Genomic DNA, 13,856 nt, shown 5'->3' with positions numbered 1-13,856 from the left:
TGTCTTCAGGTGGCTTTGACGACGATCGCCGTAATGTTGTCGGGGGCGCCCCGGGTCAGGCCCAGGTGGACCAGGCTGCGCACCACGGCATAGGGTTCCGGATGAGCGAGCACGTCGCGGATCTCGGCGTCCTCGGCGGTCTTGTTCAGGCCGTCGCTGCACAGCAGAAAGCTGTCGCCGGGGAGCACCTGGAAGTTGCTCGTCGACAGTTCCAGTTGCGCCTCGACGCCAATCGCCCGGGTGACGATATTGGCCCGCGGGTGCACCCGTGCCTCGGCTTCACTGAGCAGGCCGCTGTCCTGCAGGTCCTGGACGTAGCTGTGATCGCGGGAAATGCTCTCCAGCTGGCCATCGCGCAGGCGATACAGGCGGCTGTCACCGGCCCACAGGCAGATCGCGGCGTCACCGCGAACCGCCAGCAGCACCACGGTGCTGCCCATCATCGACACCCCGCGGTTGCCGGCCTCTTCGCGAACCGCCGCGTTGACCTCGGCCAGGCGCGTGCGCAGGGCATTGCTGTAGATCGCCAGCGAGTCCGACGGCGGAATACGCCGCAGGGTGTCGACGATCAGGCTGGCGACATAGTCGCCCGCCGCATGCCCGCCCATGCCGTCGGCCACGGCCCACAGGCCGGCATCGGGCAGGTCGAGGCAGGCGTCCTCGTTGATCTGGCGCACCATGCCGACATGGCTGTAGCTGGCCGACTTGTAGGTGATTTCAGGAGTATTGGCCATTTAGCTCGCCACTCCCTTGCCCAGCAGGAAACTGCCGAAATCGGCGGTGGCCGGCAGCCCCTGGCAACGCATCAGGCCCGCGTCGATCCGCTGCGACCCCCGCCCCCACCACAGGCTCGAACCGACACAGGCCTGTTCGGCCAGGGCCTGGGCGCGGCTCTGGGCATCGAGCGCGGCAAAGCGCTGCAGACCGGCGAACTCGCTGCCCGGCGTCTTGTTGGCGTACACCAGCCGGCCGAGGTTCTGCACACCGTGCTCGAACGCCTCGAAACTGGCGCCCTCCTCCAGGGTCGCCAGCAACAGCGCTTCGGCCCGCTCGAACCAGTCATCGGCACCGCCGACCACCGTCGCCAGGGCATGCCCATCATCCAGCGGCTGGGCGATGGTCAACGGAAAGTAGCGTCCGACCCGATCGATGCTCGGCATCAGCACACCGGCCACCGCCTCCGGGCCGCAGACCCCCGCTGCCAGCACGAAGCGCCAGAGCGGGCTGACCAGGTACACGTTCAACCATTCGCTGCCCAACTGCTGCTGGCTGGCATGCAGCCCGGACGCCAGCCAGGCGTCCCACGGCTGCACGAAATCCTGAGGCAGTCCACGGCTGACGAAATCGCCGCGGCTGGCCAGCTTGCCGTAGTAACCGACTGTCGTCATAGGCGCTCCGGCAGGCTGAAGCCGCTGAGCACGCGGCTCTTGAACGGGTTGAAGGCACTGTTGGCGCGCAGCTCGTAGGAGATGCTCGCACCATCGACCCGCAGGCGCAGGTTGAAGCGGTCCGGCGAGTTGCCGGCCACCAGGTCCGACTGCTCCAGCAGGCGGAACCAGGCCCACGGACCGTCCAGGGTCACGCCGGAACGGCCGGTGGCCGAAGGAGGCGAGATCGACAGGCGCACCACGCCGATGCTGCCCGGATTCGGCCACTGCATCGCCACCGGGCGGCTCGGGCCGTGGTCGTAGCTGATCTGCTGGCCGTCGAGGTCGAGCAGGAACTGGGTGATCGAAGCATCCATCGCCACCGGCTTGAGCTCGAAGCGTACGATCGGCTGGGTGCCACCGGAGCGGAAGAACGCATCGCGAATCGCCGCGGCGCGCTGGAAGGTCTGCAGCACGCCCGGAGAAATCCCCAGCTTCTGCGCCGCCCCCGGCTGCCAGCGCCAGGTCGCCGTCGAGGTGTCGACATAGGGTTGCAGGTACTTGCGGAAGTAGTTGTCCATCACCCCGCCGACGCCGAAGAACTGGCCGAAGTCGTCGAGGGTCGCATCCCGGGAACTGCCGGGGGACAACGGATAACGCCCGCTGAGGGACTGCCGGTAGACGTTCACCACCTCGCTGACCCAGGCCGCGTTCAATTGGTTGCGCACCCCGCCCATCATGCTGTTGGTGGTCGAGCTGACCACCGACTTGACCAGGCCCTGCACCAGCGGTGGCTGCCGCTCGGCATTCAGGCTGACCCGGGCGGCGGCACCCGCGGCCTGGTTCTTGGCCTCACCGAGCAGGGCATCGCCACTGGCCCCGACCATGGCGCTGACCTGCACATACAGCGCGTTCATGTCCGCCAGCAGGCCATCGATGGCTGCCGGCTCGCCCTCGCCCTTGCTGACCAGCGCATTGAGTTCGGCGAAATGCGCGCTGACCGGGTCTTCGGCCGGTGCCGTCGGCGCGTCGCTGGCCGGCTGTTCCTGACCGAGCATCGAGCCCAGGCGCTGCTTGATCTGGTCGACGCCGCTGTCGACCTTCTTGCCCTGGGCCGCCAGCAGGCGCTCTTCCTGCTGCAAGTCGGTTTCCTTGGCCACCGCCACCAGCAGCTTCTTCAATGGCGAGGTCGGCCCGGAAATCACCCGCAGCACGTCGGCCGCCTGGGCCACGCTGGTGATCGGCACGAAGTCGATATCGGCCAGCAGCGCATCCCACTGCCGCAGGTAATCCTGGAAGTACAGCCGGCGCACATCCGCCGCCAGGCTGGCGACGTTCTGCTGCTCCCCCTGATCGCGGCCCAGCACCCACTGCTCTTCCGCCAGGGTCCCGGCCTGGTTCAGGCTGGCCAGCAGAAACGCCTCGCGGTAGCCCTTGGCGGTGAAGAACCCGCTGAGGGGTTCGCTCAGCGGCTTGCCGCTCTTGCGGCTGAACACCAGCGCGGCATCGCGGCCGGCGGCGTCGCTGATGCGGAAGTCACTGACTCCGGCCGGCAGCTTCTGGCGCTTGACCCGGTCATAGACCCGTTGCGCCACCGGCAGTTGTTGCAACTGCCGCCGCAGGTCATCGATCAGCCGCTCGTCCAGTCGCGCATTCGGCGGATGCCGGTCGAACAGCGCCTTGAGGTGCTCGCCCAGGGCCAGACGCTGATCCGGCGGCAGGTCGCGCGGCAGATTGCGGTCCCAGTCGAGGGCGATCCAGGCCTTGATGAACTCCGGGTCGTAGTGCTCGTTATCGGCCAGCATCAGATAGGCCTTCAGGCCCTCGTAGAGGAAGTCCGAGCTGCCCCCACTGCGCAACTGTTCCTCGACACGGGTCACCAGACGTGGCGCGAACACCGCGATCAGCAGCTTGCGATAGACGCTGGCGGACTCGGCCTCGAGCATGTCGCCCTGGTACAGCCCCAGCCCCTCGGACCAGCCCGGCGCATCGCCGGCCAGGTGCCGGACCGCATTGAGCAGCGGCAGCACCGCCAGCACGTCGCGTTGCGCCGGGCTGAGGTTCTGCACGCTCTGGCCCAGCGGTGCGACCTTCTGGTCGACCTGGGCGATATAGGCCTGGTTGGCCTTGTAGCTGATCAGCCACAGGGTGCTGACCAGCAGCACCACCGCCACCGTCGCCGCCAGTACGCCACGGGCCAGCCACTTGCGCCGCCGCTCGACCTTGGGGTTGACCCCGACCAGGCCGCGCTCGGCGAAGGCCACCGCGGTGAACAGCTTCTCGATGAAGTAACTGCGCCCGGTGCCGCTCTGGCGGGCCAGGTGCTGGCGGTCCAGGCTCATGCTCTGGGCCATGGCACCGATCAGACGGTCGATCGGGCTGCCTTCCTGGGTGCCGCTGGTAAAGTACACCCCGCGCAGCAGCGCGCGGTCTTCATAGGCGTTGGGCTTGAACACACCGTCGAGGAAGCTCTGCAGGCACTCGCGCAGCGCGCCGAACTGTTGCGGGAAACCATAGATCAGGTCACGCCGGGCCGGGTCGCGCTCCTGCTGCAGACGCTCCACCAGGCGCTCGTTGAGCCGCTGCTCCAGAGCCGCGAATTCGCCCTTGAAGTGCACCAGCGGGCTTTCGGCGTTCTTGCCGTCGTCCAGGGTGAAGGTCGTGCCCCACACCTGTGCCCGCTCTTCCTTGCTCAGGGAGTCGAAGAACTCCATGAAACCCGGCACCAGGTCGAGCTTGGTCAGCATCAGGTAGATCGGGAAGCGCACGCCGAGCTGGGTGTACAACTCCTGGATCCGGGCGCGGATCGCCGCGGCATGGGCCGCCCGTTCGGCGTCGGTGCCGAGCAGCAGGTCGGACAGGCTGATGGCGATGAACGCACCATCGATCGGCCGGCGCGAACGCTGGGTCTTGAGCAGGTCGAGGAAACCCAGCCAGGCCGCCTTGTCCACCTGGGCATGGCTGTCCTGGGTGGTGTAGCGGCCGGCGGTATCGAGCAGCACGGCCTCGTCGGTGAACCACCAGTCGCAGTTGCGGGTACCGCCGACACCGCGGATCGCCCCGGCGCCCAGTTGCGCGGCCAGGGGGAAATGCAGGCCGGAGTTGACCAGCGCGGTGGTCTTGCCCGAACCGGGCGGGCCGATGATCACGTACCACGGCAGCTCGTACAGGTTACGGCGCTCGTCGCCACCGAGCCGGGCCTTTTTCAGCAGGGCCAGGGCCTCGTCCATGCGTTGGCGCAGGGTCGCCAGCTCTTCGGCGGTGGCGACGCTGGCCGCATCCGGCGGCGTATCCGCGGCCAGGCTCTGCATGACCTTCGCCGCCTGGCGGCGGGCCTGGATCAGGCGGAACACGCGATAAGCGATCCAGATCGCGAAGATCAGGATGATCAGCGCCCAGCGCCGCCCTTCCGGCACCAGCACTTCCAGCAACGGGCCGACGAACCAGATGATCAGGCTCAGGGCGATCAGCCCCAGCACCGGGATCACCCAGCGAATGACAAAACCGAAAAAAGCCTTCACTCGACTCCCTCCGCAAAGACTGTGATTTCCACCCGGCGATTCTTCGCCCGGCCTTCGGCCGTGGCGTTCGACGCCAGCGGCTCGGTGTCGCTGCGCCCTTCGGCACTGAAGCGCTCGGGCTGGCCGGTCTTCGCCGCGAGGATCTGCAGCACCTGCTCGGCCCGCGCCTGGGACAACGCCCAGTTCGACGGGAAGCGCAGGGTGGCGATCGGACGGTTGTCGCTGTGGCCGGTGACCCGCACCTGGCCCTTGACCTTGCGGATCGCATCGGCGATGCGCAGCATCAGCGGCTGGAAGTCATCGACGATGCTGGCGCTGCCCGAGGCGAACAGTTCGTCGCCGCGGATGGTCACCACCGAACGGTCGACCTTGTCCTCCACCGCGACCTTGCCAGCCCTGATTTCCTCGGCGAGGAAACCGGCCAGGCGCGGCCGCTCGACCACCTTGGGCTGTACCACCGGCCGGTCGATGGTCTGCACCGGGATCTCGCCCAGGGCATGGATGTTCTTGAACACCGGCTCGGCGTCGGCGGCCAGCTTCATGCGCAGGCCGAACAGCAGGGCCAGCAGCAGCGCAAGGCCGATCGCCACGCCGACCCAGGGCGGCATGAACTGGCTGAGGCGGTCGCGGGCCACGGTCAGGCCGCGCCAGCGCGGCGACAGTTCACGCTCGTATTCGCCACGGGCACTGCGGATGGTCGCGGCGGTGCGCTCACGCAACGCCTCCAGCTGGCTGCGGCCGTCGTTCATGACCCGGTAGCGGCCTTCGAAGCCCAGGCACATGCACAGGTACAAGAGCTCCAGCAGGTACAGGCGCTCGCGCGGGCTCTGCAGGCAGTGTTCGAGCAGCTGGAACACCTTCTCGCCGCCCCAGGCCTCGTTGTGCACGGTGATCAGCAGACTCTGCTTGCCCCACTCGCTGGTACTGCCCCATGGGGTACTGAGCACCGCTTCGTCGAGGGCGGTGCACAGCGCATAACGCGCCAGCAGCACCTCGTTGCGCGCCACGCCGGCGGCCTCGGCACGCTCCTCGAACTGCCGCAGGTAACCCAGCAACTGCGCCCGCAGGCTGGCCGGGGCCGGATGGGCGATGGTGTTGCGCAGCCGGGTGAGCAGCGCCAGCAACGGGCCGGCGGCGCTTTCCAGCGGGTTCAGGCCCTGGGACTGGCCAATCGGCAGCGGCGCGGCCGGCATCGACAGCGGGGCGCTCGGCTCGGCCCGTGGCGCGGCCTGGGGCTCGCGGCCACCGGGCCGCGGCATGAACTGGGTACGGTCGTTGGGTACCGGGGCTGGCTGGCCCAGCGGATCTTCATTGGAGTGCATCGCCGCTTATCCTCGGATGGCCCAGAAAGCCAGGTTCAACCCCGGGAACTCCCCGGCGACATGGAACGCGAAGCCGCCGGAGTGCATCAGTTGCTTCCAGTGCTCGCTGCCACGATCGAGCTCGTAGTAGGTGGAGCCGGCGTGGAACGGGATCTGCCGCGGCGCCACCGGCAACGGCAGCAGGCCGATGCCCGGCAGTTGCAGGTTCACCAGGTCGCGGATGTGCTCCACCGAACCGATCTTGCTCTGCTGGACGAAACGCCCGCGCAGGGTTTCGCTGGGGATGTCGGCACGTACGACCAGGATGAAGCTTGCGTTGTCGATCAGCGTCCTGTCGGCCAGCATCGCCACATGGATGCCGTAGGCCTTTTCCACGATCGGGATCGGCGTCGCCTTACTGTCGATCAGCATCGACAGCGCCTCGCGCAGCGCCTGCATGACCGGGGCGAAGCTCAGCGCCAGGGCGTCGTGCTGGTACTGCGGATACTCGGCCGGGCGCCGGCCGGTCTGGGAAAAGGTGGAGAACTCGCCGGCCAGGCTCACCAGTTCGCTGTAGAAGCGTTCCGGGTGCAGCGGGCTCAACTGGCTCAGGTGGCTGATCAGCGGCTCGGCGCGGTTGACCAGTTGCAGCAGCATGAAATCGGCGATCTCCGAGGCGCCGCCGGCGCCCGAGGCGACCACGCGCCCGGCCAGCGCTTCACCACGCTGGTGCAGCAGGCCCAGCAGCTCGCTGCGAAACGCCGCCAGCGGCTTGCTCGCGGCCACGTCGAGCACCGGCGGGATATAGCTTTCGTCCAGCACCAGGGCGCGGTCGGCGCGTTTTTCCTTGATCCGTACCAGGCCGATGGCGGCGTAGTCGCTCAGGCCATCGCCCCCGGTCAGCAGGCGCAGGGCCCGGGAACCGACGGCCACCGGCGCCCGGTTCTCGAACGGCGCGTTGTCGTCACGCACCTCGCGCACCTGGCTCAGGTAACGCGCCCCGCCCAGCTCCTCGCCCTCGTCCACGGTGTCACGGGCACCGGCGCGCTTGAGCGGCAGCGCCAGGTAGATCACCCCGTCACGCAGGCTGTCCTCGATGCTCAGCGGGCTCGGCGCCAGGTCATCGTGGGGAATGTTGAACGGCGTGCCGTCCGGCAGCAGGCCCTTGGCGGAAACGATGGCCAGCTTGCCCTGGGCCAGCAGGCCCTGGTCGATCAACAGTTCGGAGAACCCCCAGGCACCGGCGGACAGCGGACGGCTGCGGGCGTCGATCAGGTTTTCCAGGTAACGGTCATGCTGCTGGAAGTGCTGCGTTCCGATGAACATGCCTTCCGACCAGACCACTCGATTGTTCCAGGACATGGCTTCTCCGTTTGCCTAAGGGGCGGAGCCTTCGACGGCGCTGCGCACGGCACGCACATCGAGGCTGATCTGATAGTCGGTGACCTGCCGGGGCTGGACGCTGAGTACGCTGCGCCACAACGCCTGGTCGATCTCGCGATAACCCACCACCAGCCCGACATGGCGGGTCGCGGGGTTGAGCGGCCGCTCGACGCTCAACTGTTCGCCGGGCTGCACCAGCACTTCGTCCTGGTCGATCAGGTCGGCGCCGAGGGTCGCCTGGGCCCGTTCGGCCAGGGCGAAATAGTCGGCTCGATTGAAGTTGGCGGTGTTCTTCAGCTCGAAAATGCGCACCCGCACCGGAGCCGGGGCCCCGTTGGCGCCGGGGTTGAGACCGCTGATGGCATGAAAGTTCAGGACAGCGGTGGCGCTGTCGGCCGCCGGCTCATCGGCAGGCGCTGGTGCGGCCGCGTCCTTGCTGCACGCATTGAGCAGCAGCGTCATGGCCGCTGCCAGTAAAACTCGGTGAATCATCCTGCGTCCTCAGTGACGGTCTGGCTTTCCGTTGAATCCGTTTGTTGCCTTCAGCCTTCAGAACCTGCCGGGGGACTGGCCCTTGTGGGAGCGGGCTTGCCCGCGAAAGCGCCCTCAAGGCCGTCACCCGCCTCAACCTATCCCCTGCCCAGCCGCGCGCTGTGTTCCTCGTACGCCCGACTGAACTCGCGTCCGAACAGGTCCTGGAAGTCGTCCTCGGCCTCGCGGGAAATCCGCGAATACAGCTCGGTGAACTGCTGCCAGTACTGCGCCTGGCGCGAACCGCCGAACAGGTTCGACAGGCCGCCCGGGCGGCTCATGCGCGCCTCCAGTTCGGCCGGTTCGAAACGCTTGAGCAAATGCTTGATCGCCGCTTCCACCCCGGCCATGACCGCCAGCTGGTGCGCCCGCAGGTCGTCGAAGCTGTCGCGGACCGCCTGGTCCGGCGCCATGAATGCCTGATTGCCGTGGCGCAGCAGAAGCAGCAGCGCCTCATCGGCATTCGGCGCGAACTTCAGCGGGTTGTTCTCCACCGGCCGGATCATCGTCTGCTGCATGCGGAACTCGCCCTTGAGGCTGCTGCGGGCACGCAGGACGTCGATCAGGCCCTCGACCATCAGCCGGTAGCTGCGGCCGACCGCCTCCATCTGCGCTTCCACCTGGGCACCGTCGATGCGTAGCTGGTCGAGCCCGGCGCCCCGCAGGAAGGCCTGCAGCAGGTCGGCCTGCGGGCTTCCCGGTGGCACCGGGGCGGCCACCGGAGCAGGCTGCGATACGGGCTGCGGTGCGGGGATGGGCGCAGGCTCGGGTGCGGCGACTGGAGCCGGAGCCGGAGCCGGAGCCGGAGCCGGAGCCGGAGCCGGAGCCGGGAAAGGCTCCACCGCCAGGGGTGCCGGAGCAACGACATCGGGCATCACCACCGGGATCGGCGCCGGTTGGCCGACCGGGGCCTTGGGTGTATCGCCGAACAGGTCCCAGTCTTCCGGAATCATGTTCATACCGGGGCTGGCGACCGGGGCCGAGGGAATCGGCGGGGTCGGCGCAATCACCGGAGCAGGCGGAGCCACTGGCGTCGGCGGGCGAAAATCATGCTGTTGCGCCGGCACATGATCCGGCACGGTCGCCGGCGGCACGCTCGCGGGCGTCAGGAAGTCGAACAGATCGGGGAAGGTGTCCATCGCCGAGCCGCCCTGGAAATGCGCCGGGATGCTCGCCGGCTGGGGCGTCGGCGTGGGAGCGGCCGCGGCACGCCCCATCAGGGCCTCGAAACTGTTGGAGGTGTCCACCCCGGACAGGGGCGAATCGGCCAGTTGCAGGTTGAAGTCGATCCGTACACGGATTTCATACTCGCCGATCCGGATGATTTCGCCATCCTGCAACAGCTCGCTGTTGCCCCGGCGCAGACGGATACCGGAATTGACCAGTTCCACGCCATTGGTACTGTTATCCGTCAGATAGTAACGACCCTCCCTGTATTGGATAACACAATGTCGTGAAGAAACCAGCCGCTCCGGATCGGGCAGCACCCAGTCATTCTCAGAACTGCGGCCAATTGCCATCACGCCCTTGTCCATGGTCTTTTCGGGACATTGGCCAGGGGTGATCTTGTGATAACTAGTAATAGTCAAGCACAGCGACATTGCGCCTCCTTGCAGTACTTCCACGCACAGCCGGCCCGCTGCGGTGTTCCTGCAGCAAGCGCGGTCCGGGCCTTCCGGCCCCGGGGTAAAACCCCATTATTTTCAGCCATTTCGGCGAAACTGGAAGATTCTACCCACAATTTTCCCACAATCGTACAGGTCATGACCCGGCAGTCGACGGCCTTGCCGAGCCCGTCACAACTGTAACAAAGGGTGAGTAGCTTACCTTGACAAGCCCCAAGTACTACACCAAAAATGCACAACTTCCTGTTTATACATGATGGCCGTGTGATATCAAAGTCCCTATATCCACGAGAATTATGAGAATTTCCCCGAGGGAACTTTCTCGGGAAATAGCTGGCACTTTGCCAGGCGATAAGGAGATCGAACTTGCTGGACCTGCCGTTGTTGCTTGCTGCTGTTTCCGCGAACTCGCCCTGCGGCGAGGACTTGGAATATGACGCGCAATTCCTGCAATTGGAACGTGATGCCCAGGGTAAACCCGAGCGCATCATGGGCGACTCCGTGCAACCGGCAGAACCGCCCGCCTGGCGTGTCATCGAGCAATCGAGCACGGCCCTGCTGCAACGCAGCAAAGACCTGCGCATCACCCATTTCCTGGCGCAAAGCAGCCTGGCCCTCGAAGGCTTCGCCGGCCTGCGCGACGCCCTCGAACTGATTCACCAGTTGCTCCAGCAATACTGGGGCGAACTCTATCCCTTGCTCGACGCCGACGACGACAATGACCCCACGGTGCGGGTCAACGCCTTGTCCGGCCTGGCCTGCGACACCAACGTGCGGTTGTTGCGCGAAAGCGTGCTGACCCGCTCGCGGGCCTTCGGCACCGTAACCCTGCGCGCCGCACTGAACGCCAGCGGCCTGTTGAGCTTCGCCGACGAGAGCCTGAGCCCCGACGAACTGAGCGGCGCCCTGCGCGATACCGACCCGGATGAACTGGAGGCCGTGCGCAACGCCATCACCGAGGCCCGCAGCACGCTGGAAGCCATCGAGCGCTTCGTTTCCGAACAGGTCGGCTCGGCCCAGGGGGTCGACCTCAGCGCCCTGCGCCAACCGCTCAAGCTGGCGTTGCAGGTGCTCGCCGAATACGCCCCGGGCGGTGCCGCCCCGGCCCCGGAGGCTACCGACGGCACCGGCGACAGCAGCGAATACCCGTCGGCGGACGCTCCCGCGGTCGCGGCGCCACGTGCCACCGGCGAGATCGGCAACCGCGACGACGTGTTGCGCAGCCTCGACCGGATCCTCGCCTACTACACCCGCCACGAGCCTTCGAGCCCGCTGCCGGTGCTGTTGAACCGGGCGAAGCATCTGGTCCACGCCGACTTCGAGGCGATCGTGCGCAACCTGATCCCCGACGGCATGTCCCAGTTTGAAAACCTGCGTGGTCCGGAAGGCGAATAAGCCTGAACCCTCCGCGCAGTTACGTTAACGGCCTATACCGATGACGCCTACACCGTCGCAACAGCGACCAGGAGCAGCAACGTGGCGAAGCAAAGTTCTCAGAAATTCATCGCGCGCAATCGCGCGCCACGGGTCCAGATCGAGTACGACGTGGAACTCTACGGCGCCGAGAAAAAGGTCCAGTTGCCTTTCGTGATGGGCGTGCTGGCCGACCTGGCCGGCAAACCCGCCGAGCCGCTGGCCGCCGTCGCCGACCGCAAGTTCCTGGAGATCGACGTCGACAACTTCGACTCGCGTCTCAAGGCCATGAAACCGCGGGTCGCGTTCAACGTGCCGAACGAGCTGACCGGTGAAGGCAACCTGAGCCTGGACATCACCTTCGAAAGCATGGACGACTTCAGCCCCGCCGCCGTGGCGCGCAAGGTCGACTCGCTGAACAAGCTGCTCGAGGCGCGCACCCAGCTGGCCAACCTGCTGACCTACATGGACGGCAAGACCGGTGCCGAGGAAATCATCATGAAGGCCATCAAGGATCCGGCGCTGCTCCAGGCCCTGGCCAGTGCGCCAAAGCCCCAGGACTCCGAGCCCAGCGCTTAATCAGGACGAACGATCATGACCCAGTTGCAGCAAGACAATCAGCCTCTGCAAAGCGGCACCACCGAACCCAGCGAATTCGCCAGCCTGCTGATGCAGGAGTTCAAACCCAAGACCGAGCGTGCCCGCGAGGCCGTCGAGGGCGCCGTGCGCACCCTGGCCGAGCAGGCCCTGGCGCAGACCGACCTGGTGTCCAACGACGCCATCAAGTCGATCGAGTCGATCATCGCCGCCATCGACGCCAAGCTCACCGCCCAGGTCAACCAGGTGATCCACCACCCCGAGTTCCAGCAGCTGGAAAGCGCCTGGCGTGGCCTGCACTACCTGGTCAACAACACCGAAAGCGATGAACAGCTGAAGATTCGCGTGCTGAACATCTCCAAGCCGGAGCTGCACAAGACCCTGAAGAAATTCAAGGGCACGGCCTGGGACCAGAGCCCGATCTTCAAGAAGATGTACGAAGAGGAATACGGCCAGTTCGGCGGCGAGCCCTACGGCTGCCTGGTCGGCGACTACTACTTCGACCAGTCGCCACCGGATGTCGAGCTGCTGGGCGAGCTGTCCAAGGTCTGCGCGGCGATGCACGCGCCGTTCATTTCCGCCGCCTCGCCGACCGTGATGGGCATGGGCTCGTGGCAGGAACTGTCGAACCCGCGCGACCTGACCAAGATCTTCACCACGCCGGAATACGCCGGCTGGCGCTCCCTGCGTGAATCGGAAGACTCGCGCTACATCGGCCTGACCATGCCGCGGTTCCTGGCCCGCCTGCCCTATGGCGCCAAGACCGACCCGGTGGAGGCCTTCGCCTTCGAGGAAGACACCGACGGCGCCGACAGCAACAAGTACACCTGGGCCAACGCGGCCTACGCCATGGCGGTGAACATCAACCGCTCGTTCAAGCACTACGGCTGGTGCTCGCGGATTCGCGGCGTCGAGTCCGGCGGCGAGGTCGAAGGCCTGCCGGCGCACACCTTCCCGACCGACGATGGCGGCGTGGACATGAAGTGCCCGACCGAGATCGCCATCTCCGACCGTCGTGAAGCGGAACTGGCGAAGAACGGTTTCATGCCGCTGCTGCACAAGAAGAACACCGATTTCGCCGCGTTCATCGGCGCCCAGTCGCTGCAGAAACCGGCCGAGTACGACGATCCGGACGCCACCGCCAACGCCAACCTGGCCGCGCGCCTGCCGTACCTGTTCGCCACCTGCCGCTTCGCCCATTACCTGAAGTGCATCGTTCGCGACAAGATCGGTTCGTTCAAGGAAAAGGACGAAATGCAGCGCTGGTTGCAGGACTGGATCCTCAACTACGTCGACGGCGACCCGGCCCACTCCACCGAAACCACCAAGGCCCAGCATCCGCTGGCGGCGGCGGAAGTGGTGGTCGAGGACGTCGAAGGCAACCCGGGCTACTACACCTCCAAGTTCTTCCTGCGTCCGCATTACCAGCTCGAAGGCCTGACCGTGTCGCTGCGCCTGGTGTCGAAGCTGCCATCGGCGAAGGGGGCGTAACCCCACAGGCGCTGTTTTCCCCGATGGGAGCAGGCTCCCATACGGGGAAGGCGTCACCCGTAATAACGGCGACCTCGCCATCGACGGCAGGTCCTGGCTAACAACCTCGTGGTGCAGACCACACTGGAGAAAACATGGCTGTTGATATCTTCATCAAGATCGGTGACATCAAGGGCGAGTCCATGGACAAGGCCCACAAGGACGAAATCGACGTCCTGAACTGGAGCTGGGGCATGTCCCAGTCCGGCAACATGCACATGGGTGGTGGCGGTGGCGCCGGCAAGGTCAACATCCAGGACCTGTCGCTGACCAAGTACGTCGACAAGTCCTCGCCCAACCTGATGATGCACTGCGCCAGCGGCAAGCACGTCGACAAGGTCACCCTGGTGGTGCGCAAGGCCGGCGGCGAAAGCCAGGTCGAGTACATGAAGATCGACCTGAGCGAAGTGCTGATCACCTCGCTGAGCACCGGCGGCTCGGGCAGCGATGATCGCCTGACCGAAAACGTCACCCTGAACTTCGCCCAGGTCCAGGTCGAGTACCAGGAGCAGAAGGCCGACGGTTCCAAGCAGGGCGGCCCGGTCAAGTTCGGCTGGAACATCCGCTCGAACACCAAGATGTGATCCT

General features: G+C 66.2%; 11 protein-coding genes. 4 read left to right on the top strand and 7 right to left on the bottom strand.

What is annotated here, in order from left to right:
* Positions 1-5 precede the first annotated feature (5 nt).
* The 7 genes from PF66_RS18510 to tagH form a co-directional block, all read right to left on the bottom strand.
* Entirely contained in the window at positions 6-734 is a 729-nt protein-coding gene (locus PF66_RS18510; protein WP_054063484.1) for a PP2C family protein-serine/threonine phosphatase, read from the bottom strand.
* Positions 735-1,388 carry a type VI secretion system-associated protein TagF gene (tagF, locus tag PF66_RS18505; RefSeq protein WP_054063483.1) on the bottom strand — a complete coding sequence of 218 codons (654 nt, stop codon included), beginning with the start codon at positions 1,386-1,388 and terminating at the stop codon, positions 735-737. It abuts the gene before it with no gap.
* Positions 1,385-4,888, bottom strand: a complete 3,504-nt coding sequence (gene tssM / locus PF66_RS18500; RefSeq protein ID WP_054063482.1) for a type VI secretion system membrane subunit TssM — start codon at positions 4,886-4,888, stop codon at positions 1,385-1,387. Before tssM ends, tagF begins: the two co-directional genes overlap by 4 nt.
* Positions 4,885-6,210 carry a DotU family type VI secretion system protein gene (locus tag PF66_RS18495; RefSeq protein WP_054063481.1) on the bottom strand — a complete coding sequence of 442 codons (1,326 nt, stop codon included), beginning with the start codon at positions 6,208-6,210 and terminating at the stop codon, positions 4,885-4,887. The genes tssM and PF66_RS18495 overlap by 4 nt, the downstream gene beginning before the upstream one ends.
* A gap of 6 nt (positions 6,211-6,216) precedes the next feature.
* A complete protein-coding gene (tssK, locus tag PF66_RS18490) occupies positions 6,217-7,551 on the bottom strand; it encodes a type VI secretion system baseplate subunit TssK (protein WP_054063480.1) in 1,335 nt (444 codons plus the stop codon).
* 15 nt (positions 7,552-7,566) lie between these two features.
* The gene (gene tssJ, locus PF66_RS18485) at positions 7,567-8,064 is read right to left on the bottom strand and encodes a type VI secretion system lipoprotein TssJ (RefSeq protein ID WP_054061550.1); all 498 of its coding nucleotides are present in this window, start codon (positions 8,062-8,064) and stop codon (positions 7,567-7,569) included.
* Between the two features lie 137 nt (positions 8,065-8,201).
* A complete protein-coding gene (tagH, locus tag PF66_RS18480; protein ID WP_054063479.1) occupies positions 8,202-9,704 on the bottom strand; it encodes a type VI secretion system-associated FHA domain protein TagH in 1,503 nt (500 codons plus the stop codon).
* Between the two features lie 393 nt (positions 9,705-10,097).
* Between tagH and tssA the strand changes: the two genes are divergently transcribed.
* The 4 genes from tssA to PF66_RS18460 all read left to right on the top strand — a co-directional run bounded on the left by tssA (position 10,098) and on the right by PF66_RS18460 (position 13,852).
* Positions 10,098-11,123: a type VI secretion system protein TssA gene (gene tssA, locus PF66_RS18475; protein ID WP_054063503.1), complete on the top strand. Its 1,026-nt coding sequence runs from the start codon at positions 10,098-10,100 to the stop codon at positions 11,121-11,123.
* Between the two features lie 81 nt (positions 11,124-11,204).
* Positions 11,205-11,720, top strand: a complete 516-nt coding sequence (gene tssB, locus PF66_RS18470) for a type VI secretion system contractile sheath small subunit (protein WP_054058364.1) — start codon at positions 11,205-11,207, stop codon at positions 11,718-11,720.
* Between the two features lie 15 nt (positions 11,721-11,735).
* Positions 11,736-13,229, top strand: coding sequence for a type VI secretion system contractile sheath large subunit (gene tssC, locus PF66_RS18465; protein WP_054058363.1), 1,494 nt, complete (start codon positions 11,736-11,738; stop codon positions 13,227-13,229).
* Between the two features lie 134 nt (positions 13,230-13,363).
* Positions 13,364-13,852: an Hcp family type VI secretion system effector gene (locus PF66_RS18460; protein WP_054058362.1), complete on the top strand. Its 489-nt coding sequence runs from the start codon at positions 13,364-13,366 to the stop codon at positions 13,850-13,852.
* The last annotated feature ends 4 nt before the right edge of the window (positions 13,853-13,856 follow it).

It is taken from the genome of Pseudomonas asplenii (assembly GCF_001293465.1).
GTDB lineage: Bacteria > Pseudomonadota > Gammaproteobacteria > Pseudomonadales > Pseudomonadaceae > Aquipseudomonas > Aquipseudomonas fuscovaginae_B.
This window is presented reverse-complemented; position numbering and strand designations above follow the sequence as displayed.